Source organism: Acidovorax sp. 59 (genome assembly GCF_002754175.1).
In the GTDB taxonomy this organism is placed as follows: domain Bacteria; phylum Pseudomonadota; class Gammaproteobacteria; order Burkholderiales; family Burkholderiaceae_C; genus Acidovorax; species Acidovorax delafieldii.
In genome coordinates this window covers 4,351,490-4,368,071 of sequence record NZ_PEET01000001.1, presented here as the reverse complement: position 1 = coordinate 4,368,071, position 16,582 = coordinate 4,351,490, and the positions used below count along the sequence as shown (strand labels likewise).

Below are 16,582 nucleotides of genomic sequence, written 5' to 3'. Positions count from 1 at the left end.
ATCAAAAAAAGAGCGTATGGGGTAGGCCGTTAATGGGGCTCAGGACGCCGTGCCAGCGGCACGGCTGCGTTCCTGCTCTTGCAGCTCGCGCCATTGCACCTTGCCCGTGCCGGACTTGGGCAGGCTGTCCACCAGCTGGACGATGCGCGGGCTTTTGTAGGCGGCCATGTGTTCGTGGCTCCAGTCGATGATGGACTGCTCGCTCACCTGGCCCTTGAAGGCGTCGCGCAGCACGACCAGGGCCTTCACCGTCTCGCCCCGGCGCTCGTCGTGGGCGGCGATCACGCACACCTCCTGGATCGCAGGGTGGGCGTACATCATGGCCTCGACCTCGGCGGGCCAGACCTTGAAGCCCGAGGCGTTGATCATGCGTTTGAGCCGGTCCACCATGAAGAAGTAACCGTCCTCGTCCACCTGCGCCAGGTCGCCCGTGCGCAGAAAACGCTTGCCGTCCAGCGTGATAAAGCTGTCGGCCGTGGCCTGCGGGTTGTTCCAGTAGCCCAGCATGACCTGCGGGCCGTGCACCACGATCTCGCCAATCTCGCCCGGTGGCAGTTCGGCGAACGTGGCCGGGTCCACCACGCGCGCATCCACGTCAAACACCGGGATGCCCAGGCACTGCGGCTTGGGGCGGTGCGGCGGGTTGATGTGGGTAGCGGCCATGGTTTCAGACATGCCGTAGCCCTCCACGTAGTCCAGTCCGGTCAGGTCCTTCAGCTGCTGCGCCACGGCCTTGGGCATGGCCGCGCCGCCGCCGCGTATGGCCTGGATGCTGCTGATGTCGTAGTCGGCAATGCGCGGGTTGGCCAGAAAGTCCACCACCATGGTCGAGATGGCCTGCCAGATGGTGACTCGGTAGCGCTGGATGAGCTGGGCGGCCGCGTCACGGTCCCAGCGCGGCAGCACGACCACGGTGGCGCCCACAAACAGCGGTCCGTTCATGCTGCCCGACAGGCCGGTGACGTGGAACAGCGGCAGCACCGCGAGGTAGGTTGAATCCTGCGTGCGCGCAAACCACTGCACGCCGCCCACCAGCGTGCTCATGGCGCTGCGGTGCGTGTGCATGCAGCCCTTGGGGTGGCCCGTGGTGCCCGAGGTGTAGGGCATCACGCACAGGTCGTCCGGCCCGGTGGTGATGGGGCCGGGGGCGCGCTGCTGCGCGAGCATGTCGCTCCACAGCGTGACGCCCGGCGCATCAATGGTCTGGCGCGAAGCGGAGACGAACGCGGGTACCTGCAGGTCGGTGGGCACCTGCAGGTAGTCGCTGTAGGCGGCCACGATGAGGTGCTTCAGCTTGCCTTCGCCCCCCGCCACATCCACCAACGGCTGGGCCTGCGCATGCAGGTCCTGCGGCACAAAGGCCACGGTGGCACCGCTGTCGTGCACATAGTGGCGCAGCTCGTCGGTGCGGTTCATGGGGTTCACCGGCACCACCACCGCGTTGGCGCGCAGGATGCCGTAGAACGCCAGGATCCACTGCGGGCTGTTCTGCATGTACAGCAGCACGCGGTCGCCCGCCTTCACGCCACACACCTGCTGCAAGAAGCCCGCAATGTGCTCCGCCTGCTGCTGGAACTGCCGGAAGGTCACCAGCGTGTCGTAGAACACCAGAAAAGGCTTGTCCGGGTAACGCGCGGCCGACACCTCGGCGTTGTGGAACAGATGGGTCTGCGGCAGCGTGAGGTGGCGCGACAGGCCGGGCGGCCAATGGGCGAGGTGGCGGTCGGACATGGGATACGGAACGCTGGGTTGGTTCGTGCGGGGCGCAGACCTGACGAAGCAGGTCGCGCCTCAGGGGGCGTTAGATCAAGCTGGCGCCACCATCCACCACGATGGACTCACCCGTGATGTGCCGCGAGGCATTGGACGCCAGGAACACCACCGCGCCCTTGAGGTCCTCTTCGCCGCCAATGCGGCGCAGGGGCGTGCGCTCGATCATCGCAGGGCCCAGCTTTTCGATCAGGCCGCTGGCCATCTTGCTCGGGAAGAAGCCGGGGCAGATCGCATTGACGCGAACGCCGTAGTGCCCCCATTCGGACGCCAGCGTGCGCGCAAAGTGCAGCGCGGCGGCCTTGGAGGTGTTGTAGGCAATGGTGTTCATGCCCGGGGGCGTGCCCTTGAGCGCGGCCACCGAGGCCGTGACGATGATCGAGCCCTTGCCGCGCGGGATCATGCAGCGCTTGCCCACTTCGCGCGACAGGAAGAACGGTGCGCTCACGTTCAGGTCCATCACCTTGTGCCAGGCGGCGTCTGGGTAGTCCTCGGCCTTGGCACCCCAGGTGGCGCCGGCGTTGTTGACCAGGATGTCGATGGTGCCAAAGCGCTCGACCACCTGGTCCACCAGGCCGGGGATGTCCTCGGTCTTTTGCAGGTCGTTCACCACGGTCAGCACCTCGTAGCCCTGCGCCTCCAGGTGCTTCTTGGCCTCGGCCAGCTCATCGGCCTTGCGCGCGGTGATGGCGAGTTTGGCGCCCATTTCGCCCAGGGCCTCGGCCATCTGCAGGCCCAGGCCGCGCGAGCCGCCGGTGACCAGGGCGACCTGGCCGGTGAGATCGAAGAGTTGCTTGACGCTCATGGAAAAAACGCTTTCGTGCAGAGAGGGGTGAAGGTGAATGAATGCCAAGACCGGCCCGACGGCTTGTGGCCCGCAGGGGGGTGAGGAGGTGCGGCTGGGGCGGCGGTGGCCGCTGTGTCAATGGCGGTCGAGTCAACCGACAGCGCCCCATGCTAGCCCTGCCCAGGCACCGTGTAAAACCGGTGCTGTCACCTTTGAAACTCTGTGCGATGCATCCGGCACGGTGCGTGTGGGACAGCGCCTACCCCGCCTCGCGGTTGCGGCGGATGGATGGGGCCGCCGCCAGGCCTTACGCTCGCGGGGATGACCGCGCCCCCTCCGTCCCTGATGGCGACTTCGCTTGCCCGCATCGCCCAGCCCCTGTTGCCCCTGTGGCGCCTGGTGCAGCCGTTCTGGCGCGCCGCGCAGATGTGGCTGGACGCCGATGGGCTGCGCATGAGCGCGGCCATGTCGTTCTACGGCATGCTGAGCCTGGCGCCCTTGCTGCTGCTGTTGGTGGGCGTGCTGGGCTGGTGGGTGGACCGCAGCTACCTGGAGAGCAGCCTGGTTGCCCAGGTACAGTCGGTGATGGGTCAGCAGGTGGCCGATGTGGTGCGCCAGGCCATGGCCAGCGCCCAGGCCCCGTCCGAGGGGCGACTGGCATCGGCCATCGGGTTTGTGGTGCTGGTCTCGGGCGCCACCGGGGTGTTTGTGGAGCTGCAGTCGGCGCTGGAGCGACTGTGGCGCCGGGATGGCTACACACCGCCCGAGCGGGCCGCGTGGTGGCGCATGGCGTCGCTGCGGCTGCGGGGGCTGGCCTATGTGCTGGCGCTGGGCTTTTTGCTCATGGTGTCGCTGGCGCTGTCCACGCTGATCCACCTGTTGGCGGGCTGGGCGGGAGAGCGGCTGACCGTGGCACACCTGCCCACCTTGGCGCCCCTGGCACCGCTGCTGCAGGTCGTCAACGAAGCCATTGCCTTCGGGTTTGCGGTGGCCCTGTTTGTGGGGCTCATGCGCATCGGCGCGGGCCCCAAGCCGTCGCTGCGCTACCTGGTGATGGGCGCCGTGGTGGGGGCCACGCTGTTCACGGTGGGCAAGCAGCTGCTGGCGTGGTACCTGTCCACAGCAGCCGTGGTGTCGGCCTATGGTGCGGCGGGCTCGCTGGTGGTGCTGCTCATGTGGATCTATTTTTCATCGGCCATCCTGCTTTTTTCTGCCAGCTGCGCCCAGGCGCTGGAGCAGGCCTTGCACCCCGGGCCGCGCCGACCGGTGGGCTGGGCCCGGTGGACGGCCGCAGCCCGCGCGCGGGTGCAGGAGCTGTAAATGTTGGCAACAGCGCACAACAAGCCGGGGCCAGCGCGGCGCCCGGATCGTTCGGGCCGCTGCGATGGTGCCCGTTGCGCTGCCGGGCTGTGCGGGCAGGGCCCATGCGCGGGGCCTGGCGCCGCAAGTGCTGGCCAAGGTGGTTTACCGCTGCTTACTGCCGCTTACAAACCGGCCACACCGCAGCGCCCCCCGCTGTGTACCTTTGCACCATCCAGGCCGTTGAAACACCACGGCCCCATTCCGTAGCGGATATGCAGCGCACATCTACCTGCCGCCCCCTGCGGATTTCTCCGACATGAACAAGGACATGACCATGAACCTGACAGTTTCTTCTCCTGCCTCGCCCGTACCCGCTGCAGCCCCCGCCGGACCGGCCCTGAAATGGATGTGGGCGGCCATTGGCGCGCTGGGCGTGAGCGTGCTGGCCTTGGGTGCCACCCTGGTGATGCAAAACCGCACGCCCTCGGCAGCCGATGCGACAGCCCCCGCCGCGCTGGCGGCGGCCCCAGGCACGCCCGAATCCGAGATCATTGAAGAAAAACGGGCCCAAGCGCCGGTTGTACCTGCCCAGAATGCTATGAATAGCGGAGCAAACTACCGTCCGCAGACCGGCGGCAGCGCAGGCCGGTCCGGTGACATGGCGGGTGGCATGGCCCCCGGGGGCGCTGCCCAGCCCGTGCGTGCTGCAGCCCCTGTGTGCCGCAGCTGCGGCCGTGTCGAATCGGTGCAGGCGGTTCAACAAGCTGCCCCCGCCACGGGCGTGGGCGCCGTGGCCGGCGGTGTGCTGGGCGCCGTGGTGGGCAACCAGATCGGCAAGGGCAGCGGCCGCACCGCTGCCACCGTGCTAGGTGCCGTGGGCGGTGGTTATGTGGGCCACAAGGTCGAAGAGCGCACCCGCACCCACACGGTGTACCAGGTGGCGGTGCGCATGGAAGACGGCTCGCTGCGCCACTTCCAGCGCGCTGAACCCACTGCTGTGGGCACGCCCGTGGTACTGCAGGGCAAGGGCTTCCGCGTGGACCAGGGCGGCTCGGCCCGTGCTGCCGACCCCTATGCGCAGCCGCAGCCCCAGCCGGGTGCGGTGCGGGTGTCGGACACCTACTGAGCCCGGCAGTCGCTTCCCCCAAAACAAAAGCCCGCAAACGCGGGCTTTTGTTTTTTCCAGTCGATGGCTGATTGGCGGGCGGGTTACAGCACCACCGGGATCTCGGTCGCAGGCGGGGTGTTGCGGCTGCGTCCACAGCGCACCAGGCCGTCGATCATCACCATGCCAATGCCCGGGATGTCGCCCAGCTGCACGCTCTCCAGCAGCGTGGCGCCGGCGGTGTGCTGGGCGCGGTCCATGAAGACGAAGTCGGCCGCGCGGCCCACCTCGATCAGGCCGCAGTTCAGGTTGCGGATGCGCGCCGTGTTGCCCGTGGCAAAGCAGAACACCAGCTCGGCGGGGATGTCGGCGAAGCTGGAGATCAGCGCAATCATGCGCAGCATGCCCAGCGGCTGCACGCCCGAGCCGGCCGGGCCGTCGGTGCCCAAAATCACGCGGTGCGGGCACTTGAGTTCGATGGCCGCGCGCGCGGCCTGGATGGCGATCTTCTCGTTGCCGTTGTGCACCAGCTCGATCGCGCGGGACGACTTCTCGCACAGCTCGCACACATGCTTCCAGGGCAGCGAGGTGTGGCCGCCGTTGATGTGGCCGATCACGTCGGCATCGGCCTCCAGCACCACGTCCTTATCGATCAGGCCCGAGCCCGGGATGGACGGGCCGCCCGTGTGGATGGTGCTCTGGATGCCGTGCTTGCGCGCCCACGCCACCATCTGCTGGGCCTCGTAGCCCGCCTTGACGGAGCCCAGGCCCACTTCGCCCAGCAGCGTCACGCCGGCGTCGGCCAGGTCCTTGAAGTCCTGCTCGGTCATGCCTTTCTCGATGACCGGGGCGCCTGCAATCACCTTCACGCCGCCGGGGCGGAAGTTGTCGAACGAGCGCTGCGCGGTGATGGCCAGCGCCTTCAGGCCCACGATGTCCTTGGGCCGGCCGGGCAGGTGCACTTCACCGGCCGAGACCATGGTGGTCACGCCGCCGTTCATGGTCGAGTCGATCCAGCCGATCTGGTTCTGGCGCGGCGTCCAGTCGCCAAACACGGGGTGCACATGGCTGTCGATCAGGCCCGGGGCGACGCAGGTCTGGCGTGCGTCGATCACGGTGTTGGCGTGGTCGGTGTCGCAGTCCTTGTAGCGGCCCACGGCCACGATGAGGCCGTCATTCACCACGATGGTGTCGGCGTCGAGGATGGGGTGGTCCAGGTCGCCCGACAACAAAAGACCAATGTTCTGGATGACGACCTTGCCCGATTTGCTGCCTGCTGCTGCTTCTGCCATGGATTCTCCTCGTGGGGTGGTGGGCGGGGCACCACGCGGCACCCCGCAGGGAAAAATCTCTTGTTGATTCAGGCCGCTGCCCTGCCCTTGGGCAGGCTGGGGCCGGGTGCCACGGTGCGCAGCACGCTGTCGATGACGAAGGATTCCCAGTGCGCCAGCGCGTCGGGCGTCTCCAGGTCTTCGCCCAGAAAGGCCGACAGCGTGTGCCGGTTGGACATGTAGAAGTAGCCCGTGGCGGCGATCAGCAGGTACACGTCGCGCGCCGACACGTCCTTGCGGAACAGCCCTTGCGCCTGGCCGCTCTCCAGCACGCGGCGGATCACCTCGATGGCGGGCGACGAGTATTCACGGGCGCGCATCGACTTGGAGATGTGCTTGCCCTTGTGCAGGTTCTCGGTGTTGAGCAGCGTGATGAACTCGGGGTTCTTGCGGTAGTAGCCCACCACAAAGCGGATCACCGCCTGCAGCGCCTCCACCGGCTTGGCGGTGTCCAGGTCCAGTTTGGATTCCGCGTCGTTCATGCGCCGGTAGGTTTCCTCCAGCACCTCGATGAACAGGCCTTCCTTGCTGCCGAAGTAGTAATAGATCATCCGGTCGAAGGACTTGGCCGCCTTGGAGATCTTCTCCACGCTGCCGCCTTCGTAGCCGTAGCGGGCGAACACCTTGGTCGCCGCCTTCAGGATGTTGTCGCGCGTGGTCTGTGCGGCCTGCTCGCGCACGCCCGTCTTTCGGGCAGAGGCAGCGCGGGTGGACGCGGTCCGGGTCTTGGTGGGAGTGGCAGACATGGCGGGTCCTGGTGGATGAGGCGGGCCCCGGTAAGGGGGCCGCCGGGGGATCACTGCTCTGCGAACGCGCGCTCGATCACGAAGTCGCCGGGCTTCGTGGTGTTGCCTTCCTTGAAGCCACGCTCTTCCATCATGTGCTTGAGGTCGCGCAGCATTTCGGGGCTGCCGCAGATCATCACGCGATCTTCGGCGGGGTTGAGTGCGGGCAGGCCCAGGTCGCGGGCCATCTGGCCGTTTTCGATCACGGTGGTCACACGGCCCTGGTGCTTGAAAGGCTCGCGCGTCACGGTGGGGTAGTACTTGAGCTGCTTGGTGACCATCTCGCCCAGGAACTCGTGTTGTGGCAGCTCCTGCGTGATGTAGTCGTGGTAGGCCAGCTCCTTCACCTCGCGCACGCCGTGCACCAGGATGACTTCCTCGAACTTCTCATAAGTCTCGGGGTCGCGGATCAAGCTCAGGAACGGGGCCACGCCCGTGCCGGTGGAGAGCATGTACAGGCGCTTGGCGGGCAGCAGGTAGTCGATCAGCAGGGTGCCCGTGGGCTTCTTGCCGACCACGATGGTGTCGCCCACCTTGATGTGCTGCAGGCGCGAGGTCAGCGGGCCGTCGGGCACCTTGATGGAGAGGAACTCCAGGTGCTCTTCGTAGTTGGGGCTCACGATGCTGTAGGCGCGCAGCAGGGGTTTGCCGTTTTCGCCGCGCAGGCCAATCATCGTGAAATGGCCGTTGGAGAAGCGCAGCGCGGTGTCGCGCGTGGTGGTGAAGGAGAAAAGGCGGTCCGTCCAGTGGTGGACCGTCAGGACGCGTTCGTCAAGAAAGGCGCTCATGGTGCGTTAGATGGAAAAGTTGGAAGCAAATAAGGAATTTGGCTGAAGAGCAGGGCCCCATGCGCTCTACAGCGCAATGTTCAGGCCTGAAAGCTTGTGGCTCACAACCCTCCATTGTTCCGCATCTGGCAAAGCCGCTTTTCTTTTGGTGATTGTGGGGAGCGTGGGCGCCAGCTTTTTGTTGAACTGCAGAAAGATTTCCATGCCTTCGGGCAGGTCGTCTTCGGCATAGATGGCGTTGGCCGGGCACTCCGGAATGCACACCGCGCAGTCGATGCATTCGTCAGGGTCGATCACGAGATATTCGGGGCCCTCCTTGAAGCAATCGACCGGGCACACATCGACGCAGTCGGTGTACTTGCACCGAATGCAGGCGTCTGTCACAACGTGCGTCATTTTGGGGCTCCTCATGCACCATTTTTGGGGGCGCAAAAACACCATTGCAGAGTCTGATCGATTCCGCTACATTGACATCGAATGTAGTGTTCACAACATTTAAGTTAAGTGAATGCTACACAAAATGCAATGCGCGTACAAGCACTTGCCACAATGCAATGAATGGGCCGCCACGATGACTGAACACACCAAGACCGACGGGCTACCTGGCATGGATGCGCCGGATCTGCCGCAGGTGCTCGAGCGCGCCCGGCCGCGCAACGAGCGCATGAACGCTGCCAAGGTCGAGTGCAATGCGTGCCCGGTGCTGTGCCAGATTTCCGAAGGCCGCGCAGGCGCTTGCGACCGCTACGCCAACCAGGCGGGCGTGCTGGTGCGGCTGGACCCGGTGGTTTTGCTGCGCAAGACGCTGGACGCGGGCGAGGCCACGCTGGTGCCATTCGCGGGCCGCGCCGAGGCTGCTGAAGGTGCAGGGACGGAGGTGGCTCCAGCACCCACATGGAACGGCGATCTGCTGCTGTCTGAAGAGGTGTTCGTGACGGGCGTGGGCTCGTCCACCACCTACCCCGACTACAAGCCGGCGCCCTTCATCGTGGGTTCCCTGATCGATGGCGTGGACATGGTCACCGTGGTCACCGAGGGCATCTTCAGCTACTGCAGCTTCAAGGTGAAGATCGACACCGACCGCTTCCTCGGCTCCGAGCAGGCCAACGTGCGCTGCAAGGGCGAGGTGGTGGGCCATGTGACCACGGCAGAGTACGGCTCGCAGATGCTGTCGCTGGGCGGTGTGCACCACCTCACGGGTGGCACCAAGAAGGAAGGCCGCATCACCGCCGAGATGATGCAGGCGCTGGGCAACAAGCAGGCGGTGGAGTTCACCATCGACGGCGGCTCGCAGCTCGTTATCCAGGCGGGGCGTGCGCCCATCGTCAACGGTGTGGCCGAGCAGCGCATGCGCGTGGGCTGCGGCTCTGCGGCCATTGGCATCTTTGCGCGCCAGTTCTTCGGCCATGCGGACGAGGTGGTGGTGGTGGACGACCACATCACCGGCGTGCTCACCGAGCACCAGGCGGGCCGTTGCCTCGACATGAAGCCTTCGGGCATTCAGATGCGCGGGCGCAAGTCCACACCGGGCCGTTACTTTCAGGTGGCCAACCCGGGCACCGGCTGGGGCGGCACCGACATTGCCGACCCGCTGTCCATCATCGAGGGCTGGGACGAATCCGTGGCCTGGCCGGGGCTGCGCTTGTTGATGACCTCAACCACCGGGGAGCATGCCTCCTGGTACGTGCTGGACGAGCAACTCCATCCGGTTGAATCCGAGATGCCTGCCGAGGTGCGCCGCATCGTGGACCGCATCGGCGAAAACTGCGAGCCTTCGCTGGCGTCTGTGCTGTTCCTTGGCGGAGCCGGCGGTAGTCTGCGCGCAGGGGTCACCGAGAACCCGGTGCTGCTCACGCGCTCCATCAAAAACGCGCTGGTCAACGTGACCTGTGGCGGTGCCCCCGCCTATGTATGGCCGGGCGGCGGTATTACCGTGATGGCCGACGTGCTGCGCATGCCGGACAACAGCTTTGGCACCGTGCCCACCCCCGCCATCGTGGCACCCATCGAGTTCAGCATGCGCCGTGCGGACTACGAAGCGCTGGGCGGGCACACCGAACAGATCCGCAGCCTGCGCGAAGTGCTGGAGCGCGGTGCGTGGCACAACGATGGTGCACCGCAGGCGCGCGTGTGGCAGACCTTGCCCGCCGCCAATCCGTGGCCGCTGGGTCGCCCACCTCTGCTGGGTTGATATGAAACACCCCCTGAGTCGCTTCGCGCCTTCCCCCTCCAGGGGGACGACACCCTCGCTGCGGGGCGGCCCTTGCTCGGCGTCTCTGGCGGGGGCCGCGCCGGTGTTTACGGCTGCCGGCGGTGCGCCCTGCGGTGAGTACTGAAACGCACATGCAAGCCGCTCGCAAGCTCCTGTCCGATGGCCGCTGGCATTTCCAGCATGGTCCGATGGACCTCATCCTCCAGGCCGAAGGGGCGCGCGACGCCGTGGCCCAGGCGCACGAACGCGCGTGGCAACGTTTTGAAGGGCTGCTGCAGGAGCTGGTGAATGAACTCCCCGGCCTGCGGGCGCCGGTGTCTGCGCACTGCACGTTGCAGGGTGTGGTGGCGCGCCGCATGTGGGCCGCCTGCAGTCCCTACCGCGCAGGCTTCATCACATCGATGGCGGCGGTGGCGGGTGCAGTGGCGCAGGAGATTCTGGCCTGCTACGAGCAGCCGGGCATAGACCGCGCCTGGGTCAACAACGGCGGCGACATTGCGCTGCACCTGGCGCCCGGCCAGTCGGTCACGGTGGGGGTGTACGCTGACATCGCCGCACTGAATGCGGCACAGTTGCGCAACGGTTTGGTGCTGGATGGGCAGATTCGCATCGACAGCGCCATGCCGGTGCGCGGTGTGGCCACCAGCGGCTGGCGGGGGCGCAGCCAGTCGCTGGGCATTGCGGACAGCGTGACGGTGCTGGCGCGTACGGCGGCGCAGGCCGATGCGGCGGCAACCATCGTGGCCAACGCGGTGGATGTGGCCGATGCGCGGATTGTGCGCAGGCCCGCGTGGCAGGTGCGGGACGACAGTGACCTGGGGGCCATTCCTGTCACCGTGGAGGTCCCTGCCTTGCCCAGGGAGCTGGTGGCCCGGGCATTGCACCAGGGGCTGCAAAAAGCGCAAGAATTGCAGTCCAGCGGCCTGCTGTGGTTTGCGCTGCTGGCGTGCCAGGGGCAGTTCGTGGCGACCTCGGCGCCCCAGGCGCTGGCGGATGTGGTGTGGCCCCGGGATCCGGCGGTGGAATCGGAAGTTGGTTCAGTATTTGCTTAACGAAATGCACAGGTCTCCAGAATGATCCAGATACGACGCGTTTTCACCCATCTTGAGGAAATCCGGCACGAATTCGGGCCGGTGGCCGACGTGCCGCTGCTGCGCGGCGCCATCGGCGCGGTGCTGACCAACCCGTTTGCGGGACGGTACGAGCCCGACATCCTCCCCATGATGGACGCGCTGCAGGACGTGGGGCTGGACATGGCCCAGCGCCTCCTGAAGGCCATGGCGGTGCCTGCCGAGCGCATCGAGACCTATGGCAAAGGCGCCATCGTGGGCGCGGCTGGTGAGTTGGAACACGGCGCGCTGTGGCATGTGCCCGGCGGCTACGCCATGCGCGAACTGCTGGGCTGGAAGGGCGACCGCAACGCCTACGCCAAGGGCCAGGCCGAAGAGAAGACCGGGCAGCCCGCGAATGCGCTGTCCATCGTGCCTTCCACCAAGAAGGTGGGCGGCCCCGGTGCGGCGCTGGATGTGCCGCTCACCCACATCAACGCCAGCTACGTACGCAGCCATTTCGACGCGATCGAAGTGCGTGTTCCGGGCGCGCCATCCGCTGATGAGATCGTGTTCATACTTGCCATGACCACGGGCCCGCGCATCCACGCCCGCGTCGGAGGGCTCAAGGCGGCAGACATCAGCCAGTGGAACGGCCTGCGCTGAGCCGCCCGCCGACCCGCACACCATCGAACAAGACAAGATCCCAAGGAGCCAAAAAATGCCAGCCAAGATTCGAAAGATCGTCGTCCAGACCGACGAGGTCCGCGTGGAAATGGGGCGTGACGTTCAGCCCGCGGTGCGCAAGGCGCTGGCCATGGCCGTGATCGAGAACCCCTTTGCCGGACGTTATGTGGAAAACCTCGACGAACTCATCGCCATCGGTGAGGAGCTGGGAGGCCTTCTGGGCGCCCGCTGCGTGCAGGCCCTGGGCATTGCCCCGGGCGATGCGCACAGCTACGGCAAGGCCGCCATCGTGGGCGAGGCGGGCGAGCTGGAGCACGCCGCCGCCATCCTCCACCCCAAGCTGGGCGCACCACTGCGTGTGGCTGTCGAGAAGGGTGCCGCGTTGGTCCCATCCAGCAAGAAGATGGGCGGCCTCGGCACGGCCATCGACGTGCCCCTGGGCCACAAGGATGCGGCTTACGTGCGCAGCCATTTCGACGCCATGGAAGCCCGTGTAGCCGATGCACCGCGGGCCAATGAAATCGTGGTGGCCGTTGTCGTGACCGACAGCGGGCGGCCATTGCCACGTGTCGGCGGCCTCACGGCCTCTGAAATAAAAGGCGTTGACGGCCTGCGCTGAGCCCGGGGCGCGTACAACACACACCTGTTCTGTCTCACCCCCGTTCGATCTCTCTCCAACCATCCTTCAGGAGTCTCCCCATGACGATGCGACGAAACCTCATGCGTGCCACGGCTGCGGCTGCATTGGCCCTTACCCTGGCCCCTGTTTTTGCCCAGGGCGTGATCAAGATTGGCGAGGTCAACAGCTACAAGGCGCAGCCCGCTTTCCTGGAGCCCTACAAGAAAGGCATGGAGCTGGCGGTCGATGAGATCAACGCTGCGGGCGGCGTCAATGGCAAGAAGATCGAACTGATCACGCGCGACGACAACGCCAACCCCGGCGACGCCGTTCGTGTGGCCGAAGAGCTGGTGTCGCGCGAGAAGGTCGATGTGCTGGCTGGCACCTTCCTGTCGAACACCGGCCTCGCAGTGGCCGACTTTGCCAAGCAGAAGAAGTTCTTCTTTCTCGCAGGCGAGCCTCTGACCGACAAGATGACCTGGCAGGGTGGCAACCAGTACACCTTCCGCCTGCGTCCCGGCACCTACATGCAGGCCGCCATGCTGGTACCCGAGGCCGCCAAGATGAAGAAAAAGCGCTGGGCCGTGGTCTACCCCAACTATGAATACGGGCAGTCTGCCGTGGCGGCGTTCAAGCAACTGCTCAAGGCCGCCCAGCCTGATGTGGAGTTTGTGGCTGAACAAGCCACGCCACTGGGCCGGGTGGACGCCGGCAGCGTGGTGCAAGCGCTGTCGGATGCCAAGCCCGACGCCGTCTTCAACGTACTGTTTGGCGCAGACTTGTCGAAGTTCGTACGCGAAGGCAACACGCGCGGCCTCTTCAAGGGCATCGAGGTGGTCAGCGTGCTGACGGGCGAACCCGAATACCTGGACCCCCTGAAAGACGAGGCCCCCAACGGCTGGCTGGTGACCGGCTATCCCTGGTACGGCATCAACACCCCCGCACACAAGGCGTTCGAGCAGGCGTACCAGGCCAAGTTCAAGGACTACCCGCGCCTGGGTTCGGTGGTGGGCTACAGCATGATCAAGTCGGCCGCGGCCGGTATTGCCAAAGCCAAGAGCACCGACACCGACAAGCTGGTCGCTGCCTTCAAGGGACTGCAGGTGGACACCCCGTTCGGCAAGATCACCTACCGGCCTGAAGACCACCAGGCCACCATGGGCGCGTTTGTTGGCCGCACCAAGAACGAAGGCGGCAAGGGCGTGATGGTGGACTACGTCTACCTGGATGGCGCCGATGCCAAGTACCAGCCGTCCGCTGCCGACGTGAAAAAGTCACGAAGCGCTGATTGATTCCCCTAGGAGTCTGAGGCGCCTGCTGCGCCTCGGTCCCAGCAGACGCTACCGGCAGTCCGGCACAGCCGGATTTCTGGTGGCGCTGGCGGGGGCGCGCCTGGCTTCTTTCATGTGCTGCAAGCGATGCGCAACACGGGTGGTGATGACTTGAGGGTTTTTCGAACATGAGTTTTTCGGGTTTCATCGTCCAGCTCATCAACGGGCTGGCGAGCGCGTCGTCGCTGTTCCTCGTGGCGGCGGGTCTGTCGCTGATCTTTGGCGTCACCCGCATCGTGAACTTTGCCCATGGCTCGTTCTTCATGGTGGGCATCTACGTCGCGTACTCGCTGGTCGAGCGCCTGAGCGGTGCCCTGGGCTTCTGGGTGGCCTTGCCGCTGGCCGCGCTGATCGTCGGCGTGCTGGGGGCGCTGATCGAGGTGGTGCTGCTGCGCCGCATCTACAAGGCGCCCGAGCTGTTCCAGCTGCTGGCCACGTTTGCACTGGTGCTGGTCATCAAGGACGCCGTGCTGTGGCTCTGGGGCCCTGACGAACTGCTGGGCCCGCGCGCGCCGGGCCTTTCAGGCTCCGTGAGCCTGCTCGGGCGGCAGTTTCCCAGCTACGACCTGTTCCTCATCGTGGTCGGTCCGCTGGTGCTGGGTGCGGTCTGGCTGCTCCTCACGCGCACCCGGTTTGGCACGCTGGTGCGTGCCGCTACACAAGACCGCGAGATGGTGAGCGCCCTGGGCGTCAACCAGGCCTGGTTGTTCACGGCCGTGTTTGCGCTGGGCGCGATGCTGGCCGGGCTGGGTGGCGCACTGCAACTGCCGCGTGAGCCCGCGACGCTGGAGATGGACCTGCACACCATCGGTGCCGCCTTCGTGGTGGTGGTGGTGGGTGGCATGGGCTCCATTCCGGGCGCGTACGCCGCCGCTCTGCTGATCTCCGAGATCAAGGCCATCTGCATCTGGCTGGGTGTGGTCGATGTGTTTGGCCTGAGTGTGTCGTTTTCCAAGCTGACCCTGGTGGTGGATTTTCTGGTGATGGCGGTGGTGCTGGTCTGGCGCCCGTGGGGCCTGTTCGGCAGGCCGCAGGCGCCCAGCCGCTACGTGGGCATGCAGGAGGAGCCGCTGCGTCGGCCTGGCAGGGCCTACCTGGTGGCGGCCGCCGTGCTGGGCCTGCTGCTGGCGGCAGCCCCGCTGCTGACCGCGCAGTCGCCGTACACCACGGTGTTGCTGATTGACCTGCTGATCGCAGCGCTGTTTGCGGCCAGCCTTCACTTCATCATGGGGCCTGCGGGCATGCACTCCTTCGGCCATGCCGCCTACTTCGGGCTGGGCGCCTATGGCGCGGCCCTGCTGGTGCGCTCGCTCGGGCTACCGATGGAGATCGCACTGGTGGTGGCGCCGCTGGTGGCGGCGGCCGGGGCGTTTGTCTACGGGTGGTTTGCGGTGCGGCTGTCGGGTGTGTACCTGGCCATGCTGACGCTGGCCTTTGCCCAGATCACCTGGGCCATCACCTACCAGTGGGACAGTTTCACGGGGGGCAGCAACGGCCTCACAGGCGTGTGGCCTGCGGCCTGGCTGGCAGACAAGCGCATGTATTACTGGCTCACGCTGGCGTTGGTGGGGGCAGGGGTGTGGTGGCTGCGCCGCGTGCTGTTCTCGCCGTTTGGCTATGCGCTGCGCGCGGGGCGCGACTCTGTGCTGCGCGCCGACGCCATCGGCATCGACGTCAAGCGCATGCAGTGGGCGGCGTTTGTGGTGGCGGGCACGGCTGCAGGGCTGGCAGGGGCGCTGTATGCGTTCTCCAAGGGCAGCATTTCGCCGGAGTCGCTGGCCGTGGGCAAATCGGTGGACGGGTTGGTGATGGTGCTGCTCGGCGGCATCCAGACGCTGGCGGGCCCCGTGGTGGGCGCGGTCACCTTCACCTGGCTGCACGACACCGTGGCGCGCAACACCGACTACTGGCGCGCCATGCTGGGCGCCATCATCCTCATCCTGGTGCTGCTGTTTCCGCAGGGTATCGCGGGCACCATCAAACAGATTTTTGACAACATGCGCGACGCCAAGAACACCAAGGAGGGCGCAGCATGAGCCTCCTCAAAGTCACCGGTCTGGGCAAATCGTTTGGCGGCGTCAAGGCGGTGGATGGCATCCACTTCGAACTCGCTGCGGGCGAGCTGCTGGCACTCATCGGCCCCAACGGCGCGGGCAAGTCCACCACCTTCAACATGGTCAACGGCCAGCTGCCTGCCGATGCAGGCTCCATCCAGCTCAACGGGCAAGAGTTGGTGGGCCGCAAGCCCCGCGACATCTGGCGCATGGGGGTGGGCCGCACTTTCCAGATCGCCGAAACCTTTGCATCGCTGACGGTGGTGGAGAACGTGCAGATGGCACTGATCTCCAACGACGGCCTGCTGTTCTCCATGTGGCGCAGGGCTGCCGACCACAAGCGCGAAGAAGCCCTGGCGTTGCTCGACCAGGTGGGCATGAAGTCGCAGGCCGACCGGCCCTGCAGCGTGCTGGCCTATGGCGATGTGAAGCGCGTAGAGCTGGCGATTGCCATGGCCAACGCTCCCAAGCTGCTGCTCATGGACGAACCCACCGCCGGCATGGCGCCCAAGGAGCGCAACGAACTCATGGCGCTGACCAAGCAGCTGGTGATCGACCGCAATATGGCCGTGCTCTTCACCGAGCACAGCATGGACGTGGTGTTTGCCTATGCGGACCGCATGATCGTGCTGGCGCGCGGGCGGCTGATTGCCGAGGGCAAGCCGCTGGAGCTGCGCGACCACCCCAAGGTGCAGGAGGTCTACTTCGGCACCGGCAAGACGTTTGAGAAGAAAGCCGCAGCCAATGCGGAGGCGGCATGAC

At 66.0% G+C, this 16,582-nt stretch carries 15 protein-coding genes; 9 read left to right on the top strand and 6 right to left on the bottom strand.

The window, feature by feature from the left end; translation table 11 throughout:
• Window positions 1–39 precede the first annotated feature (39 nt).
• Together CLU87_RS19995 and CLU87_RS19990 are read right to left on the bottom strand one after the other, a co-directional pair.
• On the bottom strand, window positions 40–1,731 hold the full coding sequence (locus tag CLU87_RS19995; protein ID WP_099731562.1) for a long-chain fatty acid--CoA ligase: 1,692 nt from the start codon (window positions 1,729–1,731) through the stop codon (window positions 40–42).
• 70 nt (window positions 1,732–1,801) lie between these two features.
• Window positions 1,802–2,575 carry an SDR family oxidoreductase gene (locus CLU87_RS19990; protein WP_056742279.1) on the bottom strand — a complete coding sequence of 258 codons (774 nt, stop codon included), beginning with the start codon at window positions 2,573–2,575 and terminating at the stop codon, window positions 1,802–1,804.
• 327 nt (window positions 2,576–2,902) lie between these two features.
• On the opposite strand from CLU87_RS19990, the gene CLU87_RS19985 reads away from it, so the two are divergent.
• Window positions 2,903–3,877 carry a YihY/virulence factor BrkB family protein gene (locus tag CLU87_RS19985; protein ID WP_099731561.1) on the top strand — a complete coding sequence of 325 codons (975 nt, stop codon included), beginning with the start codon at window positions 2,903–2,905 and terminating at the stop codon, window positions 3,875–3,877.
• A gap of 316 nt (window positions 3,878–4,193) precedes the next feature.
• Window positions 4,194–4,985: a glycine zipper 2TM domain-containing protein gene (locus tag CLU87_RS19980; protein WP_099732263.1), complete on the top strand. Its 792-nt coding sequence runs from the start codon at window positions 4,194–4,196 to the stop codon at window positions 4,983–4,985.
• An 83-nt stretch (window positions 4,986–5,068) separates the two neighbouring features.
• On the opposite strand, the gene CLU87_RS19975 is transcribed toward CLU87_RS19980, so the two are convergent.
• The 4 genes from CLU87_RS19975 to fdxA all read right to left on the bottom strand — a co-directional run bounded on the left by CLU87_RS19975 (window position 5,069) and on the right by fdxA (window position 8,264).
• On the bottom strand, window positions 5,069–6,256 hold the full coding sequence (locus tag CLU87_RS19975; protein ID WP_099731560.1) for an amidohydrolase family protein: 1,188 nt from the start codon (window positions 6,254–6,256) through the stop codon (window positions 5,069–5,071).
• 68 nt (window positions 6,257–6,324) lie between these two features.
• Window positions 6,325–7,041: a TetR/AcrR family transcriptional regulator gene (locus CLU87_RS19970; protein WP_056057157.1), complete on the bottom strand. Its 717-nt coding sequence runs from the start codon at window positions 7,039–7,041 to the stop codon at window positions 6,325–6,327.
• 50 nt (window positions 7,042–7,091) lie between these two features.
• The gene (locus CLU87_RS19965; RefSeq protein ID WP_056057159.1) at window positions 7,092–7,868 is read right to left on the bottom strand and encodes a ferredoxin--NADP reductase; all 777 of its coding nucleotides are present in this window, start codon (window positions 7,866–7,868) and stop codon (window positions 7,092–7,094) included.
• A 66-nt stretch (window positions 7,869–7,934) separates the two neighbouring features.
• The gene (fdxA, locus tag CLU87_RS19960) at window positions 7,935–8,264 is read right to left on the bottom strand and encodes a ferredoxin FdxA (RefSeq protein WP_056057161.1); all 330 of its coding nucleotides are present in this window, start codon (window positions 8,262–8,264) and stop codon (window positions 7,935–7,937) included.
• A 175-nt stretch (window positions 8,265–8,439) separates the two neighbouring features.
• Here fdxA and CLU87_RS19955 point away from each other — a divergent pair, with 175 nt between their 5' ends.
• The 7 genes from CLU87_RS19955 to CLU87_RS19925 all read left to right on the top strand — a co-directional run bounded on the left by CLU87_RS19955 (window position 8,440) and on the right by CLU87_RS19925 (window position 16,581).
• A complete protein-coding gene (locus CLU87_RS19955) occupies window positions 8,440–10,059 on the top strand; it encodes a 6-hydroxynicotinate reductase (protein ID WP_099731559.1) in 1,620 nt (539 codons plus the stop codon).
• Window positions 10,060–10,211: 152 nt separating this feature from the next.
• Window positions 10,212–11,132: a UPF0280 family protein gene (locus tag CLU87_RS19950; protein WP_099731558.1), complete on the top strand. Its 921-nt coding sequence runs from the start codon at window positions 10,212–10,214 to the stop codon at window positions 11,130–11,132.
• Window positions 11,133–11,153: 21 nt separating this feature from the next.
• The gene (locus CLU87_RS19945) at window positions 11,154–11,795 is read left to right on the top strand and encodes an amino acid synthesis family protein (protein WP_099731557.1); all 642 of its coding nucleotides are present in this window, start codon (window positions 11,154–11,156) and stop codon (window positions 11,793–11,795) included.
• A gap of 55 nt (window positions 11,796–11,850) precedes the next feature.
• Window positions 11,851–12,435, top strand: coding sequence for an amino acid synthesis family protein (locus CLU87_RS19940; protein WP_099731556.1), 585 nt, complete (start codon window positions 11,851–11,853; stop codon window positions 12,433–12,435).
• A gap of 80 nt (window positions 12,436–12,515) precedes the next feature.
• Window positions 12,516–13,727: an ABC transporter substrate-binding protein gene (locus CLU87_RS19935; protein ID WP_063461057.1), complete on the top strand. Its 1,212-nt coding sequence runs from the start codon at window positions 12,516–12,518 to the stop codon at window positions 13,725–13,727.
• Window positions 13,728–13,894: 167 nt separating this feature from the next.
• On the top strand, window positions 13,895–15,802 hold the full coding sequence (locus tag CLU87_RS19930; RefSeq protein WP_056057173.1) for an ABC transporter permease: 1,908 nt from the start codon (window positions 13,895–13,897) through the stop codon (window positions 15,800–15,802).
• On the top strand, window positions 15,799–16,581 hold the full coding sequence (locus CLU87_RS19925) for an ABC transporter ATP-binding protein (RefSeq protein ID WP_099731555.1): 783 nt from the start codon (window positions 15,799–15,801) through the stop codon (window positions 16,579–16,581). Before CLU87_RS19930 ends, CLU87_RS19925 begins: the two co-directional genes overlap by 4 nt.
• The last annotated feature ends 1 nt before the right edge of the window (window position 16,582 follow it).